The sequence below is a fragment of the Streptomyces sp. NRRL B-3229 genome, from assembly GCF_000719505.1.
GTDB classification, from domain to species: domain Bacteria; phylum Actinomycetota; class Actinomycetes; order Streptomycetales; family Streptomycetaceae; genus Streptomyces; species Streptomyces griseorubiginosus.
The window spans coordinates 129927-148028 of sequence record NZ_JOGP01000013.1 but is presented as its reverse complement, the minus strand read 5'-3'; the positions used below and the strand labels follow the sequence as shown (position 1 = coordinate 148028).

Genomic DNA, 18102 nt, shown 5'->3' with positions numbered 1-18102 from the left:
CTAGTCGCGGGCCGCGGTCAGGTGTTCCGCGTGTTCCTGGAGCGAGCGGACGCCCACGTCACCGTGGTTGAGGGCGTCGATGCCCTGGACGGCGGCAGCGAGCGCCTGGACCGTCGTCAGGCACGGGACCGACCGCGCCACGGCCGCCGTACGGATCTCGTAGCCGTCGAGGCGGCCGCCGGTGCCGTAGGGGGTGTTGACGATGAGGTCGACCTCGCCGTCGTGGATGTACTGGACGATGGTCTTCTCGCCGTTGGGGCCGGGGCCCTCGGACTGCTTGCGCACCACCGTGGCGTTGATGCCGTTCCGCTTGAGGACCTCTGCCGTGCCGGAGGTGGCGAGCAGCTCGAAGCCGTGGGCGACCAGTTCGCGGGCCGGGAAGATCATCGAGCGCTTGTCGCGGTTGGCGACCGAGATGAACGCGCGGCCCTTGGTGGGCAGCGGGCCGTAGGCACCGGCCTGCGACTTGGCGTACGCCGTGCCGAAGACCGAGTCGATGCCCATGACCTCGCCCGTGGAGCGCATCTCCGGGCCGAGCACGGTGTCGACGCCGCGGCCGTGGATGTCGCGGAACCGCGACCACGGCATGACGGCCTCCTTGACGGAGATCGGCGCGTCGAGCGGGAGTTCGCCGCCGTCGCCGTTGGCCGGGAGCAGCCCCTCGGCGCGCAGCTCGGCGATGGTCGCGCCCAGCGAGATCCGCGCGGCGGCCTTGGCGAGCGGCACCGCGGTCGCCTTCGAGGTGAAGGGGACCGTGCGGGACGCGCGCGGGTTGGCCTCCAGGACGTAGAGGATGTCGCCGGCCATCGCGAACTGGATGTTGATCAGTCCGCGGACCCCGACGCCCTTGGCGATGGCCTCCGTGGACGCCCGCAGCCGCTTGATGTCGTGGCCGCCGAGCGTGATCGGAGGCAGCGCGCACGCCGAGTCGCCGGAGTGGATGCCGGCCTCCTCGATGTGCTCCATCACGCCGCCCAGGTACAGCTCCTGGCCGTCGTAGAGCGCGTCCACGTCGATCTCGATGGCGTCGTCCAGGAAGCGGTCGACGAGGACCGGCCGCGAGGGGCTGATCTCGGTCGACTCGGCGATGTAGGCCTCCAGGCGGGTCTCGTCGTAGACGATCTCCATGCCGCGGCCGCCGAGGACGTAGGAGGGCCGCACGAGGACCGGGTAGCCGATCTCGTCCGCGATGGCCTTGGCGCCGGTGAAGGTGGTGGCGGTGCCGTGCTTGGGGGCCGGCAGGCCCGCCTCGGCGAGGACCCGGCCGAAGGCGCCGCGGTCCTCGGCGGCGTGGATCGCCTCGGGCGAGGTGCCGACGACCGGGACGCCGTTGTCCTTGAGCGCCTGCGACAGGCCCAGCGGGGTCTGCCCGCCGAGCTGCACGATGACACCCGCGACGGGGCCGGCCTGCTGCTCGGCGTGGACGATCTCCAGGACGTCCTCCAGGGTGAGCGGCTCGAAGTACAGCCGGTCGGAGGTGTCGTAGTCGGTGGAGACGGTCTCCGGGTTGCAGTTGACCATCACGGTCTCGTACCCGGCGTCCGACAGCGCGAAGGAGGCGTGCACACAGGAGTAGTCGAACTCGATGCCCTGGCCGATGCGGTTGGGACCGGAGCCCAGGATGATGACGGCCGGCTTCTCGCGCGGCGCGACCTCGCTCTCCTCGTCGTAGGAGGAGTAGAAGTACGGCGTCTTCGCGGCGAACTCGGCGGCGCAGGTGTCGACGGTCTTGTAGACCGGGCGGACACCGAGGGCGTGCCGCACCTCGCGCACCACGTCCTCGCGCAGGCCCCGGATCTCGGCGATCTGCTGGTCGGAGAAGCCGTGCCGCTTGGCCTCGGCGAGGAGGTCGGCGTCCAGGCGCTCGGCCCCGGCCAGCTCGTCGGCGACCTCCTTGATCAGGAAGAGCTGGTCGACGAACCAGGGGTCGATCTTCGTGTAATCGAAGACCTCCTGCGGCGTGGCGCCCGCGCGGATGGCCTGCATGACGGTGTTGATACGGCCGTCGGTGGGCCGTACGGACGTCTCCAGGAGCGCGGTTTTGTCGCCGGGCTCGCCCACGAAGGTGAACTGGCTGCCCTTTTTCTCCAGCGAGCGCAGCGCCTTCTGGAAGGCCTCGGTGAAGTTGCGGCCGATGGCCATGGCCTCGCCGACCGACTTCATGGTGGTCGTGAGGGTGGAGTCGGCCTGGGGGAACTTCTCGAAGGCGAACCGGGGGGCCTTGACCACGACGTAGTCGAGGGTCGGCTCGAAGGAGGCCGGGGTCTGCTCGGTGATGTCGTTCGGGATCTCGTCCAGGGTGTAGCCCACGGCGAGCTTCGCGGCGATCTTGGCGATCGGGAAGCCGGTGGCCTTGGAGGCGAGGGCGGAGGAGCGCGACACGCGCGGGTTCATCTCGATGACGATCACGCGACCGTCCTCGGGGTTCACCGCGAACTGGATGTTGCAGCCGCCGGTGTCGACGCCGACCTCGCGGATGATCGCGATGCCGACGTCGCGCAGCACCTGGTACTCGCGGTCGGTGAGCGTCATGGCGGGCGCGACGGTGATCGAGTCGCCGGTGTGCACGCCCATGGGGTCGAAGTTCTCGATGGAGCAGACGACCACGACGTTGTCGTGCTTGTCGCGCATCAGCTCCAGTTCGTACTCCTTCCAGCCGAGGATGGACTCCTCCAGGAGCACCTCGGTGGTCGGCGAGAGGGTGAGGCCCTGGCCGGCGATGCGGCGCAGCTCCTCCTCGTCGTGCGCGAAGCCGGAGCCGGCGCCGCCCATGGTGAAGGAGGGGCGGACGACGACCGGGTAGCCGCCCAGCGTCTCGACGCCCGCGAGGACGTCGTCCATGGAGTGGCAGATGACCGAGCGGGCGGACTCGCCGTGCCCGATCTTCTTGCGGACCTCCTCGACGACGCCCTTGAAGAGGTCGCGGTCCTCGCCCTTGTTGATCGCCTCGACGTTGGCGCCGATCAGCTCCACGGCGTACTTGTCGAGGGTGCCGGCCTCATGCAGCGAGATCGCGGTGTTGAGGGCCGTCTGGCCGCCCAGGGTGGGCAGCAGAGCGTCCGGGCGCTCCTTGGCGATGATCTTCTCGACGAACTCCGGGGTGATCGGCTCGACGTAGGTGGCGTCGGCGATCTCCGGGTCGGTCATGATCGTCGCCGGGTTGGAGTTGACCAGGATGACCCTGAGGCCCTCGGCCTTCAGGACCCGGCACGCCTGGGTGCCGGAGTAGTCGAACTCGGCGGCCTGGCCGATGACGATCGGGCCGGAGCCGATGACCAGGACGGACTGGATATCGGTGCGCTTAGGCACGCTGGCCCTCCATGACGGTGCTCATCAAAGACGTGAAGCGGTCGAACAGGTAGGCGGCGTCGTGCGGGCCGGCCGCCGCCTCGGGGTGGTACTGGACGGAGAAGGCCGGCTGGTCGAGCAGCTGGAGGCCCTCCACGACGTTGTCGTTCAGGCAGACGTGGGAGACCTCGGCGCGGCCGAACGGCGTCTCGCTGACCTTGTCGAGCGGCGCGTCCACGGCGAACCCGTGGTTGTGCGCGGTCACCTCGACCTTGCCGGTGGTGCGGTCCTGCACGGGCTGGTTGATGCCCCGGTGGCCGTACTTCAGCTTGTAGGTGCCGAAGCCGAGCGCGCGCCCGAGGATCTGGTTGCCGAAGCAGATGCCGAACAGGGGCGTCCGGCGCTCCAGGACCGCGGTCATGAGCGCGACGGGGCCGTCGGCGGTGGCCGGGTCGCCCGGGCCGTTGGAGAAGAACACGCCGTCGGGGTTCACGGCATAGACGTCCTCGACGCTCGCCGTGGCGGGCAGGACGTGCACCTCGATGCCGCGCTCGGCCATGCGGTGCGGGGTCATGCCCTTGATGCCGAGGTCGATCGCGGCGACGGTGAACTTCTTCTCACCGACCGCGGGGACGACGTACGTCTCCTTGGTGGCGACCTCCTCGTAGAGCGAGGCGCCCTTCATGTGCGGCTGGGCCTGCACGCGCGCGACGAGCTCGGCGTCGGCGGCGAGCGCCTCGCCGGAGAAGATCCCGGAGCGCATGGAGCCGCGCTCGCGCAGGTGGCGGGTGAGGGCGCGGGTGTCGATGCCGGAGATCCCGACGACGCCCTGCGCGACCAGCTCGTCGTCCAGGGACCGCTTGGCGCGCCAGTTGGACGGCACGCGCGCGGGGTCGCGCACGACGTAGCCGGAGACCCAGATGCGGCGGGACTCGTCGTCCTCGTCGTTCCAGCCGGTGTTGCCGATCTGCGGGGCGGTCGCGACGACGATCTGGCGGTCGTACGACGGGTCGGTCAGGGTCTCCTGGTAGCCGGTCATGCCGGTGGAGAACACGGCCTCGCCGAAGGTCTCCCCCACGGCCCCGTAGGCACGGCCGCGGAAGATCCGGCCGTCCTCCAGGACGAGTACGGCGGGAACCTTCGCGGTTCCCCTGGTGGAGGTCGTCATCGTGCGCCTTCCGTTTCCGTCTTGTTGATCATGGTGTTGATGGCGTCGACCCACTCGGTGTGCTCGGCCGCGCGGTCGGACCGGAACCCTGAGTCGATCAGCCGTTCGCCGTGCGCCCAGGTCACCAGGAGCAGCCCGCCCTCGGTGAGGACCTTGCCGGCGATGCCCTTGCCGAGCACGGCTTCCCGCAGGGCCGCGCGGGGGACGAAGAAGTCGGTCGCGCCGGGGCGTACGACGTCCAGTCCCGCGTCGGTGAGCGTGAGCTCGACCCGGCTGCGGGTGCCGAGGCCGTGCGCCACGATCCGGTCGAGCCACTGCCCGGCGGTGGTGGAGCCGTGGTACCGGCCGCTCATGGTCAGTCTGGCCGGGCCCGGGTCGTCCGGCGCGGTCGGGAGCTCGGGCAGGTCGCCCTGGAGGGTGCCGCGCCACTTCCAGCCCTCGCGCATCAGCCAGTAGACGAGCGCGACGAACAGGGCGAGGCCGACGAGCCAGCCGATACGGGCGGCCCAGTCGGTGACCTCGGCGGACTTCTTCTCGGCGGCGAGTCCGGCGGCGAGCAGGGTTACTGGTGTCACGTGAGCTTCCCGTCGACGAGCGTGGCCTTGCCCCGGAGCCAGGTGTGGGTGACACGGCCCGGCAGCTCACGCCCCTCGTACGGGGTGTTGCGGCTGCGCGAGGCGAAGCCCGCGGGGTCCACCGACCCACGGTATGCCGTGTCGACGAGCGTGAGGTTGGCGGGCTCACCTGCCGAGACGGGACGGCCGTGACCCTGTGCCTGCCCGATCTCGGCGGGCTTGGCGGACATGCGGGCGGCGACCCCGGCCCAGTCCAGCAGGCCCGTCTCCACCATGGTCTCCTGCACCACTGACAACGCGGTCTCCAGGCCGACCATCCCCATGGCGGCCGCGGCCCACTCGCAGTCCTTGTCCTCGTGCGGGTGCGGGGCGTGGTCGGTGGCGACGATGTCGATCGTGCCGTCGGCGAGGGCCTCGCGCAGCGCCAGCACGTCCCGCTCGGTGCGCAGCGGCGGGTTGACCTTGTACACCGGGTTGTACGTCCGCACCAGCTCGTCGGTGAGGAGCAGGTGGTGCGGGGTGACCTCGGCGGTGACGTCGATGCCGCGGGACTTGGCCCAGCGGACGATCTCGACGGACCCGGCGGTCGACAGGTGGCAGATGTGGACGCGGGACCCGACGTGCTCGGCGAGCAGGACGTCACGGGCGATGATCGACTCCTCGGCCACCGCGGGCCAGCCGCCGAGCCCCAGCTCGGCGGAGACGATGCCCTCGTTCATCTGGGCGCCCTCGGTCAGCCGCGGCTCCTGCGCGTGCTGGGCGACGACCCCGCCGAAGGCCTTCACGTACTCCAGGGCGCGGCGCATGATCACGGCGTCGTCGACGCACTTGCCGTCGTCGGAGAAGACGGTGACCCCGGCGGCCGACTCGTGCATGGCGCCCAGCTCGGCGAGCTTCTTGCCCTCGAGGCCCACGGTCACGGCACCGATGGGCTGCACGTCGCAGTAGCCGTGCTCCTGCCCGAGCCGGTAGACCTGCTCGACGACGCCGGCGGTGTCGGCGACCGGGAAGGTGTTGGCCATGGCGAACACGGCCGTGTAGCCGCCGCTCGCGGCCGCCCGGGTGCCGGTCAGCACGGTCTCGGAGTCCTCGCGGCCCGGCTCGCGCAGATGGGTGTGCAGGTCGACGAGGCCCGGCAGCAGCACCTTGCCGGCCGCCTCGACGACCTCGGCGCCCTCGGCGGACAGCCCGGAGCCCACTTCGGCGATGACGGCCCCGTCGATCAGCACGTCCTGCGGCTCGCCGCCGAGGACCTTCGCACCACGGATCAGGATCTTGCTCATGTGACTTACTTCTCCTCGATACGGGTGTGGCTGACGGCGGGCTCGTTGCCGCCCAGAAGGAGGTACAGGACGGCCATCCGGATGGAGACTCCGTTTGCGACCTGCTCCACGACGGTGCAGCGGTCCGAGTCGGCGACCTCGGCGGTGATCTCCATGCCCCGGACCATGGGGCCGGGGTGCATCACGATGGCGTGCTCGGGCATCCGCGCCATGCGGTCGCCGTCCAGGCCGTAGCGCCGGGAGTACTCCCGCTCGGTCGGGAAGAACGCGGCGTTCATGCGCTCGCGCTGGACGCGCAGCATCATCACCGCGTCGGACTTGGCGAGGGTGCTGTCGAGGTCGTACGACACCTCGCAGGGCCAGGTCTCGACGCCGACCGGCACCAGGGTGGGCGGGGCGACGAGCGTGACCTCGGCGCCGAGGGTGTGCAGCAGGTCGACGTTGGAGCGGGCGACCCGGCTGTGCAGGACGTCCCCGACGATCGTGATGCGCCGGCCGGAGAGGTCTTGGCCGATCCCGGCGTCCCGCCCGACGAGCCGCCGCCGCATGGTGAACGCGTCCAGGAGGGCCTGGGTGGGGTGCTGGTGGGTGCCGTCGCCCGCGTTGATCACGGCGGCGTCGATCCAGCCGGAGGTGGCGAGGCGGTACGGCGCCCCGGAGGCACCGTGCCGGATGACCACGGCGTCGACGCCCATGGCCTCCAGGGTCTGCGCGGTGTCCTTCAGGGACTCGCCCTTGGAGACGCTGGAACCCTTGGCGGTGAAGTTGATGACGTCCGCGGAGAGGCGCTTCTCGGCGGCTTCGAAGGAGATACGCGTGCGCGTGGAGTCCTCGAAGAAGAGGTTGACGATCGTGCGGCCGCGCAGGGTCGGCAGCTTCTTGATCGGCCGGTCGGCGACCCGGGCCATCTCCTCGGCGGTGTCGAGGATCAGGACGGCGTCGTCGCGGGTGAGGTCGGCGGCCGAGATGAGATGACGCTGCATCTGTCAGGCTCCGTAAGGCAGTTCAGAGGGAGATTCCGGGCAAGCGAGGGCATGCCGACACACGGCGTGCCCCGGGGCTCGCTACTGGGTCTGCTTCACGCCGAGCAGCACGGTGTCGCGACCGTCCTCCTCGGCGAGCTGGACCTTGACCGTCTCCCGCAGCGACGTGGGGAGGTTCTTGCCGACGTAGTCGGCGCGGATGGGCAGTTCGCGGTGGCCTCTGTCGACGAGGACCGCGAGCTGCACCGCGCGGGGCCGCCCGATGTCGTTCAGGGCGTCCAGGGCGGCGCGGATGGTGCGGCCGGAGAAGAGCACGTCGTCGACGAGGACTACCAGCCGGCCGTCGATGCCGTCACCGGGGATCTCGGTGCGGGCCAGCGCGCGCGGCGGGTGCAGGCGCAGGTCGTCGCGGTACATGGTGATGTCGAGCGAACCGACCGGGATCTTGCGGTCGGTGATCTCCTCGAGCTTCGCGGCGAGCCGCTGGGCGAGGAAGACGCCCCGGGTGGGAATGCCGAGGAGCACCACGTCGTCGGCGCCCTTGGCGCGTTCGACGATCTCGTGGGCGATGCGGGTCAGTACGCGGGCGATGTCGGGGCCCTCGAGAACGGGCCGGGCATCGGACGCGCCCATATCAGAAGTGTCCTGCTTGTCCATACGAAACGGACCTCCTTCTCCGCCTCACGGGACGGACCTTAAAGGACGTCGGATTTGCGCCATCCACGGTAGCAGGCCCTTTCGGGCGCCTCGCGTCACCCCCTTGGCGCAATCAGCCCCCGCGACCACGGAAGAGCCGGTGTGGACCATTCGGCTTGACGCAGGAGCGTCACGCTGCGTAACCTCACAGTGAGTTACCAGACGCGCGGCTCGGGACCACTGAAGTCGCGTCGATCCAGTGTCCGGGGAGCTATATGTCCAGCGAATACGCCAAACAGCTCGGGGCCAAGCTTCGGGCCATCCGCACCCAGCAGGGCCTTTCCCTCCACGGTGTCGAGGAGAAGTCCCAGGGGCGCTGGAAGGCGGTCGTGGTCGGTTCGTACGAGCGTGGCGACCGCGCGGTGACCGTGCAGCGCCTTGCCGAGTTGGCGGATTTCTACGGCGTTCCGGTGCAGGAGCTGCTCCCGGGCACGACTCCGGGCGGGGCCGCCGAGCCGCCGCCGAAGCTGGTCCTGGACCTGGAGCGGCTGGCTCACGTCCCGGCCGAGAAGGCGGGCCCGCTCCAGCGGTACGCCGCCACGATCCAGTCCCAGCGCGGTGACTACAACGGCAAGGTGCTCTCGATCCGCCAGGACGACCTGCGCACACTCGCCGTCATCTACGACCAGTCGCCCTCGGTCCTCACCGAGCAGCTGATCAGCTGGGGCGTGCTGGACGCGGACGCGCGTCGCGCGGTGTCCCACGAGGAGAGCTGAGCCTCTCCCCGCCTCAGCAGAAACGTGCCGCCGGGGTGGCCGGAACTTCAGGGTTCCGGCCACCCCGGCGGCTTTGTAGGGGCCTCGCACCGCTTCCACGCACCGCGGTGCACCGCTTCCGCGCACCGGTACGCCTGAGGGCCCGCAGCGGTGACGCTGCGGGCCCTCAGGCACTGCGTTGGTCTCGAGTCGCCTCAGCGGTCTCGGCTCACGCCTCGTCTCGGCGCAGGGACGGCTTCAGGTCCTTCAGCCGGCCCAGCAGGCCGTTCACGAACGAGGGCGACTCGTCCGTGGAGAACTCCTTCGCCAGCTGCACCATCTCGTCGAGCACCACGGCGTCCGGGGTCTCGTCGACCCAGATCAGCTCGTAGGCGCCCAGCCGCAGGAGGTTGCGGTCGACCACCGGCATCCGGTCCAGCGTCCAGCCCACCGAGTACTGCGCGATCAGCTCGTCGATGCGCTTCGCGTGCACCGAGTAGCCCTCGACCAGCTGCATCGTGTACTCGCTCACCGGAGGCTGCCGGGTGTCCTCCCGGGACAGCCGGACCCAGTCCGCGAGGACCGTCAGGACGTCGGCGCCGCGCTGGTCGCCCTCGAAGAGGATCTGGAAGGCGCGCTTGCGGGCCGTGTTGCGGGCAGCCACGGTTAGCTGTTCACCCGGCCGAGGTAGTCGCTCGTGCGGGTGTCGACCTTGATCTTCTCACCGGTGGTGATGAAGAGCGGGACCTGGATCTGGTGACCGGTCTCCAGGGTGGCCGGCTTGGTGCCGCCCGTGGAGCGGTCGCCCTGGACGCCCGGCTCGGTCTCCTGGATCGTCAGCTCGACGGCGGCCGGCAGCTCGACGAAGAGCACCTCGCCCTCGTGCTGCGCGACGGTGGCCGTGAAGCCCTCGATGAGGAAGTTCGCGGCGTCGGCGACCGTCTTGCGGTCGATCATCAGCTGGTCGTAGGTCTCCATGTCCATGAAGACGAAGTACTCGCCGTCCATGTACGAGAACTGCATGTCGCGCTTGTCGACAGTGGCCGTCTCGACCTTGACGCCGGCGTTGAACGTCTTGTCGACGACCTTGCCGGACAGCACGTTCTTGAGCTTGGTGCGCACGAAGGCGGGGCCCTTGCCGGGCTTGACGTGCTGGAACTCGACGACGGACCACAGCTGGCCGCCTTCGAGCTTGAGCACCAGGCCGTTCTTGAGGTCGTTCGTGGAAGCCACGGTTGCGGAATCTCCTGGACTGACGTGGACGACCCCGGCGCACGCCTCTGTCTACAGGGCGAGCAGCTCCTTGGTCGTGATGGTGAGTAGCTCGGGTCCGCCGTCCGCCTCGGGGCGTACGACGAGCGTGTCATCGATCCGGACCCCGCCCCGTCCCGGGAGGTGGACCCCCGGTTCGACGGTGACCGGCACGCAAGCGTCCAGTTTACCCATGGCCGCGGGGGCCAACTGCGGGTCCTCGTCGATTTCGAGTCCCACACCGTGTCCGGTGAGGGATGACAGACCCTCGTGGTGCCCCGCGGACTCCAGCACCTGCCGTGCCGCGCGGTCCACGTCACGGTAGGCCGCACCGGGTGCCAGGGACTCCCGTCCGGCCCGCTGAGCGGCGAAGACGAGGTCGTACAGCTCGATCTGCCAGTCGGCGGGGGACGTGCCGATGACGAAGGTACGGCCGATCTCACAGCGGTAGCCGCGGTAGCTCGCGCCCAGGCAGACGGAGAGGAAATCACCTTCCTCGACCCGGCGGTCGGTGGGGCGGTGGCCGCGGCGGCCGGAGTTCGGACCGGTTCCGACGGAAGTGGCGAAGGCCGGGCCGTCGGCGCCGTGGTCGACGAGCCTGCGCTCCAGTTCCAGCGCGAGATGTCTCTCCGTACGGCCCACGAGGATGGACTCGAGGAGTTCGCCCAGGGCCTGGTCGGCGATCTCGGCGCCGATGCGCAGGCAGGAGATCTCCTCCTCGTCCTTGATGACGCGCAGCTGCTCGACCGCGCCCGCGAGGTCCCCGAGGCGCAGCCGCGGGACGACCGAGCGGATGGCCCGGTGCCGGGAGACCGTGAGGTGCTCCTCCTCCACGGCGAGCGAGTCCACGCCCTGACCGGTGGCGAGGTCGGCGGCGGCGACGGCGGGGTCTCCCCCGGCGCCGGGCAGGTGGTGCAGTCGCACGGTCTCGTCGGGCCGGCCGGTGCCGGGACGGTCGTCCGGAGGGCCGGCGCACACCAGCAGGTCCTCGGTCCTGCCGAGCAGCAGGACGCTGCCCCGCGGCGCGGCGCCCGCGAGGTAGCGGACGTTGGCCGGGCGGGAGATCAGCGCGGACTGGCTGCCGCCGGCCTGGCAGCGGTCGCGCAGGCGGGCTCTACGGGTGGCGTACACCTCTGACATGACTTGAGCGTAGGAGCTTCGCAGGTGCGGCGCCGTCTGAGAGAGTCCGAGTGGGGTGGGTCGCCGATCGTCGGCCGTCCCGGCTACCAGCTCGGCGGGCTGGCTATCGACCTCGCCAGGACGTCGTCCAGCACCTTCGCCGTCTGCTCCACGTCCATCTGGCTGTTGTCGATGATCGGCAGGCCCGAGCCGTACCACCCGGCCATCCGGCCGTGGATCCGGGCGACCTCCTCGTCCGTCAGGCGGCGGTTGCCGGACCGCTCCGCGTTGCGCTCCAGGACGATCTCCAGACCGGGCAGCAGGACCACCGGGAGCAGGCCCGGCCCCACGTGCCGCTTCCAGCCGCCGAGGCCGACCACCGGGCGGTCCGGGAACACGGCGTCGTCGAGGATGCAGGAGATGCCGTTGGCGAGGAAGTTGCGGGCGGCGAAGCCGCAGGTGCGGCGGGCGAGGCGGTACTGGGCCTCGGAGTGGTCGTTCCAGCCGGACTGCGGGTCGGCGAAGCCCGAGCGGACCCATTCGCGGACGTCGTCGAGGCTGATGTGGGCGGTGGGGACGCGGCGGTGGTCGGCCCAGTACTTGGCGACGCTCGTCTTGCCGGCGCCCGCGGGACCGATCAGCAGCACGGCCAAGGTGGTGCCCGCGGAGTCGGGCGCGGTGGGGGGCGGCGCGCCCACCGGGGCGCCGGGCGGCAGCGGAACATGGCCGGTGGTGTCGGGGACCGGCCCCGGCCCGTGCGGGGGCACGGGTGGGCCCGGTGCGTGCTGGGGCGCGGGCGGCACCGACGCATGCGGAGGCGTCGGGGGAACCGAGGCGTGCGGTGGCGTCGGCGGCACCGGAGCCGGGGTGAAGCCCGGAGCCGGCGGCGGTGGGGGCACCGGGGCGGAACCCTGGTGCGCACCCGGGTGATGCGGTCCCGGGTGGTGTGCGGCCGGCGTCCAGCCGCCGGCGGGTCCGTGCCCCGGCTGGTGGGGCGGCGGCAGCGGAGAACCCACTGCGTGCTGCATCCGGTGCCACTCCGTCTCGTCTTGGTCGGCTCGTGCCCCGTCGGGGCCCGGCGCTGGTTACGGGGTGGTACCTACCCCGCTCGCCACCGAACGGTACCGCCCTGGACCCGCATTCGGTGCAACGACCGAGGACGACCCGAAGTGCCCCTGGCGCAAGGTGAATCCGGCGGAACGCCCGTCACGGGACCTACCGGCCGGCCTCGCCGTCCGCGACGCGACGCCCGTCACGGGGAGCTACTGGCCGACCTCTCCGTACGCGGCGAGCAGGACGGCGGGGTCCGGGCCCTCCAGAACGGTGGGCTTGCCCAGGCCGTCGAGGACGATGAACCGCAGCAGACTGCCGCGGGACTTCTTGTCGACCTTCATGGTCTCCAGCAGCTTGGGCCACTGGTCGTAGCGGTAGTGCAGCGGCAGGCCCACCGACTCCAGGACCGTGCGGTGACGGTCGGCGGTCGCGTCGTCCAACCGGCCCGCCAGACGGCCCAGTTCGGCGGCGAAGTGCATGCCTACGGCGACGGCGGCGCCGTGCCGCCACTTGTACCGCTCGTTCTTCTCGATCGCGTGGGCCAGTGTGTGGCCGTAGTTGAGGATCTCCCTGAGGCCCGACTCCTTGAGGTCGGAGGAGACGACCTCGGCCTTGACCCGGATCGAGCGCTCGATGAGCTCGGCGGTGTGCGGTCCCGCCGGGGTCCGCGCGGCCTCGGGGTCGGACTCGATGAGCTCCAGGATCACCGGGTCGGCGATGAAGCCGGCCTTGATGATCTCCGCGAGTCCGGAGACGTAGTCGTTGACCGGCAGGGAGTCCAGCGCGGCCAGGTCGCACAGGACACCGGCGGGCGGGTGGAAGGCGCCGACGAGGTTCTTGCCCTCGGCGGTGTTGATGCCGGTCTTGCCGCCGACGGCCGCGTCGACCATGGCGAGCACGGTGGTGGGGATGGCGATCCAGCGCACCCCGCGCAGCCAGGTCGCGGCCACGAACCCGGCGAGGTCGGTGGTCGCACCGCCACCGACGCCGACCACGACGTCGGAGCGGGTGAAGCCGGACTGTCCGAGCGCCTTCCAGCAGTAGGCGGCGACCTCGGCGGTCTTGGCCTCCTCCGCGTTCGGCACCTGGATGGCGACGGCCTCGAAGCCCTGCTCCGCGAGGTCGGCGCGCAGCGCGTCACCGGTGTCGGCGAGCGCCTCGGGGTGGACGACGGCGACCCGCTGGGCCTTCTCCCCGACCAACGCGCCCAGTTCACCCAGGAGTTGACGTCCCACCAGGACCTCGTACGGCTCGCTGCCCGCGGTGCCGCCGACCTGGATGCGCGTCACTGCCTCGCTCATGCTTCCTTCAACTCCAGTGCGTCCAGCGCGATGTCGGTGACTTCTTCGGGGGTGCGGCCGTCGGTGGCCACGACCGCCGTGGCGATCGACTCGTACAGCGAACGCCGGGCCTCCATCAGCTCGCGCCACTGCTTGCGCGGGTTGACCGCGAGCAGCGGGCGGGCCGCGTTCAGGCCGGTGCGCTTGACCGCTTCCTCGACGTCCATCGACAGGTACAGCACCCGCTGCCCGGCCAGCAGGGCGCGGGTGTCCGCGTCGAGGATCGAGCCGCCGCCGAGCGCGAGAACGCCGTCGTGCTCGGCGAGTGAGCGGGCCACGGCGGCCTTCTCGATGGCACGGAAGGCCGGCTCGCCCTCGTCGACGAAGATCTCCGCGATGGCGCGGCCCTGCTCGGCGACGATGTCGTCGTCGGTGTCCCGGTAGCCGGTCCCGAGCCGCTCGGCCAGCAGCCGCCCGACCGTCGACTTGCCCACGCCCATCGGACCGACGAGCACCACCAGGGGGCTCACCGGATGGCCAGGTTCTCGAGGTACGAGGTCACGTTGCGACGGGTCTCGGGCACGCTGTCGCCGCCGAACTTCTCCGCCACCGCGTCCGCGAGGACGAGGGCGACCATGGCCTCGGCCACGATGCCGGCGGCCGGCACGGCGGAGACGTCGGAGCGCTGGTGGTGGGCCTGCGCGGCCTCGCCGGTGGTGACGTCGACGGTCTGAAGGGCCCGCGGCACGGTCGCGATCGGCTTCATCGCCGCCCGCACCCGCAGCAGCTCACCCGTGGACAGCCCGCCCTCGGTCCCGCCGGAGCGGCCGGAGACCCGGCGGATGCCCTCGGGGGTGTTCACGATCTCGTCGTGCGCCTTCGATCCGGGCACCCGGGCCAGCTCGAAGCCGTCGCCGAGCTCCACGCCCTTGATCGCCTGGATGCCCATGAGCGCACCGGCGAGCCGGGCGTCCAGCTTGCGGTCCCAGTGCACGTGGGAGCCCAGGCCCACGGGGACGCCGTAGGCCAGGATCTCGACCACGCCACCGAGGGTGTCGCCGTCCTTGTGGGCCTGGTCCACCTCGGCCACCATCGCCTTCGACGCGTCGGCGTCCAGGCAGCGCAGCGGGTCAGCGTCCAGCTTCTCCACGTCGGCCGGGGTCGGGTACACCCCGGCCGGGGCCTTCACGGAGCACAACTCGACGACATGGCTGACGATCTCGATGCCGGCCGTCTCTTTGAGGTACGACCGGGCCACCGCGCCCAGCGCCACCCGGGCCGCGGTCTCCCGCGCGGAGGCCCGCTCCAGGATCGGCCGGGCCTCGTCGAAGCCGTACTTCTGCATGCCCGCGAGGTCGGCGTGGCCGGGGCGCGGGCGGGTCAGCGGGGCGTTGCGCGCGAGACCGGCGAGGATCTCCGGGTCGATGGGGTCGGCCGCCATGACCTGCTCCCACTTGGGCCACTCGGTGTTGCCCACCATGATCGCGACCGGGGAGCCGAGGCTGAGTCCGTGCCGGACACCGCCGAGGAAGGTGACCTGGTCCTGCTCGAACTTCATCCGGGCACCGCGGCCGTAGCCCAGCCGACGCCTCGCCAGGTGGTCCGCCACCAGCTCCGTGGTGATCGGCACACCGGCGGGAAGGCCCTCCAGCGTCGCCACGAGTGCGGGACCGTGGGACTCCCCCGCGGTCAGCCAGCGCAACCTGCTCAACGGTGCTCCTCAGTGCTCGCGCCCTGGTACTGCCCTGCTTACGCGCGTCCTCGCGTACGGCAACGGCGCGACCAGGTGCGCGGCCCCGGCCCGCCACCTCCGATCCTCCCACGTCCGGCGCCCACCACCGGTCACAGGTCCAGCAGACGGACGGCAGCGGCCCACGAGCGCGGGCTCTCCCGCCCCCGGATCGACGTCAGCGGGCCGCGAGCGCGGGCTGCCCGGCCTCCGGACCGACGTCAACGGGCCGCGAGCGCGTGCTCCCCCGCCTTGCGCATCGCCTCCACGGGCGCCGGCCCGAGGCCCGTCATCAGCTCTACCTGGAGCACCGCCTGGTGCACCAGCAGGTCGAGTCCGCTGACCACGGCCCCACCGGTCATCGACCAGCGGGCCGCGAGTTCGGTGGGCCAGGGGTCGTAGAGCACGTCGAAGAGGGCCGCGGGGCGTTCCGGCACGGCGTGGGCGAGCGCGTCCGTGGCGCCGGCGGGGGTGGTGGCGACGACCAGGGGGGCACGCAGGGCTTCGGCGGCGTCCGCCCAGTCCGCGGTGCGCACCTCGACGTCGAGGCGCTCGCCCCACTGCCGCATCTCGACGGCCCGGGCCTCGCTGCGCACATAGGCGACGACCTCACCCGTGCAGATCCGGGCGAGCGCGGCGAGCGCGGAGGAGGCGGTGGCACCGGCGCCGAGAATGGCCGCCGAGTCGACCTGTTCGATTCCGCGCTCGCCGAGGGCGGCGACCATGCCGGGGATGTCGGTGTTGTCGCCGAGGCGGCGGCCGTCCTCGGTGAACAGGACCGTGTTGACCGTCTCCACCGAGGCGGCCGTCTCACTGATCCCGTCGAGCAGCGGGATGACCGCCCGCTTGAGCGGCATGGTCACCGACAGCCCGGCCCACTCGGGCCCGAGGCCCTCGACGAACCCGGGCAGAGCGGCCTCGTCGACCTCGAAGCGGTCGTACGACCAGTCGGTGAGCCCCAGTTCCTCGTAGGCGGCGCGGTGCAGGACCGGCGAGAGGGAGTGGGCGATGGGCTTGCCGAGGACGGCGGCCCGGCGGGCGGCGGTGGCCCGAGATGTCATGGAACCGTTCCTTGATCCGTTGTCACGCGAGGACCAGGGACCGACCGCCCTGCGGTGACGTGCGGTCCTCAGCCCTTCTTCCGTGACGCGTTGAACTCCTGCACGAGCTTGTCGTGCTCGGCGAGCGTCTTCGTGAACTTGCTGGTCTTGCCGTCCAGCGAGATGAAGTAGTACCAGCCGTCATGGGTCGGGTTGAGCGCCCCCTTGATGGCCTCCTCGCCGGGGTTGTCGATCGGCCCGGGCGGCAGACCCTTGACGTAGTACGTGTTGTACGGGTTGTTGTACCGCTTGAGCTCGGCGATCGTCAGGTCGATCTTGCTCTGGTTCTTGACGTAGTTGTACGTGGAGTCGAACTCCAGGGAGCCGTAGGTCTGCGGGTTGCCCGGCTTGAGGCGGTTGTAGACGACCTCGGCCATCTTGCGGAAGTCGTCGTGGCTGGTGCCCTCGGCCTGCACGAGGCTCGCGACGGTGAGCAGCTGCCAGGGGCCGTCCAGGCCCAGGCTCTCGGCCTTCTTCTCCAGGCCGAAGTCCTCGTACTTCTGGCTGGCCCGGCCGACCATGTCCTTGAGCACGTCCTCCGGCTTCCCGCCCTTGGGGATCGCGTAGGCGGACGGGTAGAGGAACCCTTCGAGCGGGTCCTTCAGCTGGGAGTGGCCGAGCGCCCAGTCGGGCAGCCCGAGGTCCTTGTACTTCTGCTTGGCGACCTTCGCCGTGGTGCCCTTCGACAGCTTCAGGCGTGTGTCGATGTCCGCGTAGACAGTGGTGTTGCGCTCGCCCTCGCGGACGATCAGGTTGTTCTGGCTCTTGGGGTCGAGCATCAGCGCAACGGCGCTCTCTGCGGACATCTCCTTGTTCAGGAGGTACGAACCCGCCTGGATCTTGCCCGAGTCGCTGTTGTGGGCGAACGCGGCCACGAAGGCGTCGACGCTCTTGACCACGCCCGCCGCCTTGAGGAGCCGTCCCATCTCCGCTCCGTTGGCACCGGAGGGGATGGTGATGGCCACCTTGTCGCCGGTGCCGTCACCGGTGTAGTCGGGCGCCGAGACGAAACGATTTTGGTAGAACTGGTAGCCGAAATACCCGACCGTGCCGAGCCCGCCGCCGAACACCAGCAGGACCACCAGACAGGCACATCCGCTGCGCCTCTTCTTGGGTTTCTTGCCGCCGCGGCCCCGGCGGTCGCCCCGGCCGCCCTCGTCGTCGACCTCGTCCTCGTCGTCGCCCCCGCCCGCGAAGAAGGCGTGTTCGCCCTCGTCGGGGCCGGGATCCCAGTCGGTGGGCTGCGCTTCCGGCTCGGCCTGGCGACGGTTCGGCGGCTCCGGCGGCGGATACGCGTCGGGGGCGGCGTACTGGTCGGGCTGCTCACCGGGGGCGTAGGCCGCGGCCTGCTGACCGTACGGGTCCGAGGGGTCCGCGTACGGGACCTGGGTGCCGGCGCCCCAGCCGCCGTTGTCGTACTGCTGCTGCACGTACTGCTGCTGGTGCTGCTGAGCGGGGTAGTGCTGCTGGTCGTAGCCCTGGCCCTGCTGGTCGTACCCCTGACCCTGCTGGTCGTAGCTCTGACCCTGCTGGTCGTAGCCCTGGTTCGGGTCGTACTGCTGGTACTGCTGCTGCGCCTGTCCGTAGTCGCCCTGCTGACCGTTGCCCCAGTCGCCGTACTCCTGCTGCTGGGCCTGGGGATACTGCTGCTGGCCACCGTAGGCAGCTTGATGCCCGGTGGGGGCCTGCTGCCCTTCCCATCCGCCGTCCCCGTAGTACGGGTCCTGCGGATGCCACGGTTCGGAGCCTTCCTGGCCCCGGCCATACTCAGTCATCGATCCCCTAGAGCCGCGAGGCGGCAGTCGCGCGGCTTGTGGCCCGGCATCCGATCCGCCTCTCTCTGTGCGGCACCTGTTCGAACAGTGTCGCAGTCGCGCGGAAC

Annotated in this window: 16 protein-coding genes; 1 reads left to right on the top strand and 15 read right to left on the bottom strand. The window is 70.8% G+C overall.

Going from position 1 to position 18102, the window contains the following annotated elements; genetic code table 11:
* The 6 genes from carB to pyrR form a co-directional block, all read right to left on the bottom strand.
* Nucleotides 1–3309 (bottom strand): carbamoyl-phosphate synthase large subunit, encoded by a 3309-nt coding sequence (gene carB, locus IF54_RS0122640; protein WP_030321524.1) that lies wholly within the window; start codon nt 3307–3309, stop codon nt 1–3.
* Entirely contained in the window at nt 3302–4456 is a 1155-nt protein-coding gene (gene carA, locus IF54_RS0122635) for a glutamine-hydrolyzing carbamoyl-phosphate synthase small subunit (protein ID WP_030321519.1), read from the bottom strand. The genes carB and carA overlap by 8 nt, the downstream gene beginning before the upstream one ends.
* On the bottom strand, nt 4453–5031 hold the full coding sequence (locus tag IF54_RS0122630) for a hypothetical protein (RefSeq protein ID WP_030321516.1): 579 nt from the start codon (nt 5029–5031) through the stop codon (nt 4453–4455). The genes carA and IF54_RS0122630 overlap by 4 nt, the downstream gene beginning before the upstream one ends.
* Entirely contained in the window at nt 5028–6314 is a 1287-nt protein-coding gene (locus tag IF54_RS0122625) for a dihydroorotase (protein ID WP_030321515.1), read from the bottom strand. Before IF54_RS0122625 ends, IF54_RS0122630 begins: the two co-directional genes overlap by 4 nt.
* A gap of 5 nt (nt 6315–6319) precedes the next feature.
* Nucleotides 6320–7297, bottom strand: coding sequence for an aspartate carbamoyltransferase catalytic subunit (locus IF54_RS0122620; protein WP_030321514.1), 978 nt, complete (start codon nt 7295–7297; stop codon nt 6320–6322).
* An 81-nt stretch (nt 7298–7378) separates the two neighbouring features.
* Nucleotides 7379–7954 carry a bifunctional pyr operon transcriptional regulator/uracil phosphoribosyltransferase PyrR gene (gene pyrR, locus IF54_RS0122615; RefSeq protein ID WP_030321512.1) on the bottom strand — a complete coding sequence of 192 codons (576 nt, stop codon included), beginning with the start codon at nt 7952–7954 and terminating at the stop codon, nt 7379–7381.
* Between the two features lie 254 nt (nt 7955–8208).
* Between pyrR and bldD the strand changes: the two genes are divergently transcribed.
* A complete protein-coding gene (gene bldD, locus IF54_RS0122610; protein WP_003956405.1) occupies nt 8209–8709 on the top strand; it encodes a transcriptional regulator BldD in 501 nt (166 codons plus the stop codon).
* Between the two features lie 208 nt (nt 8710–8917).
* Here the strand turns inward: bldD and nusB are convergent, their stop codons facing one another.
* From nusB to mltG, 9 genes are all read right to left on the bottom strand, one after another.
* Nucleotides 8918–9352 carry a transcription antitermination factor NusB gene (gene nusB, locus IF54_RS0122605; RefSeq protein ID WP_030321510.1) on the bottom strand — a complete coding sequence of 145 codons (435 nt, stop codon included), beginning with the start codon at nt 9350–9352 and terminating at the stop codon, nt 8918–8920.
* Nucleotides 9353–9354: 2 nt separating this feature from the next.
* Complete coding sequence (efp, locus tag IF54_RS0122600) at nt 9355–9921, bottom strand: elongation factor P (RefSeq protein ID WP_020138098.1); 567 nt, start codon at nt 9919–9921, stop codon at nt 9355–9357.
* A gap of 51 nt (nt 9922–9972) precedes the next feature.
* Nucleotides 9973–11079 (bottom strand): aminopeptidase P family protein, encoded by a 1107-nt coding sequence (locus IF54_RS0122595; protein ID WP_030321509.1) that lies wholly within the window; start codon nt 11077–11079, stop codon nt 9973–9975.
* 83 nt (nt 11080–11162) lie between these two features.
* The gene (locus IF54_RS0122590) at nt 11163–12086 is read right to left on the bottom strand and encodes a Pro-rich N-terminal domain-containing protein (protein WP_078852077.1); all 924 of its coding nucleotides are present in this window, start codon (nt 12084–12086) and stop codon (nt 11163–11165) included.
* A 234-nt stretch (nt 12087–12320) separates the two neighbouring features.
* Nucleotides 12321–13412: a 3-dehydroquinate synthase gene (aroB, locus tag IF54_RS0122585; protein ID WP_030321504.1), complete on the bottom strand. Its 1092-nt coding sequence runs from the start codon at nt 13410–13412 to the stop codon at nt 12321–12323.
* A complete protein-coding gene (locus IF54_RS0122580; protein ID WP_051135604.1) occupies nt 13409–13891 on the bottom strand; it encodes a shikimate kinase in 483 nt (160 codons plus the stop codon). Before IF54_RS0122580 ends, aroB begins: the two co-directional genes overlap by 4 nt.
* 26 nt (nt 13892–13917) lie before the next feature.
* A complete protein-coding gene (aroC, locus tag IF54_RS0122575) occupies nt 13918–15102 on the bottom strand; it encodes a chorismate synthase (RefSeq protein ID WP_030321502.1) in 1185 nt (394 codons plus the stop codon).
* Nucleotides 15103–15341: 239 nt separating this feature from the next.
* Complete coding sequence (locus IF54_RS0122570; RefSeq protein ID WP_030321500.1) at nt 15342–16181, bottom strand: shikimate dehydrogenase; 840 nt, start codon at nt 16179–16181, stop codon at nt 15342–15344.
* Between the two features lie 68 nt (nt 16182–16249).
* Complete coding sequence (gene mltG / locus IF54_RS0122565) at nt 16250–17995, bottom strand: endolytic transglycosylase MltG (protein WP_030321499.1); 1746 nt, start codon at nt 17993–17995, stop codon at nt 16250–16252.
* Between the last annotated feature and the right edge of the window lie 107 nt (nt 17996–18102).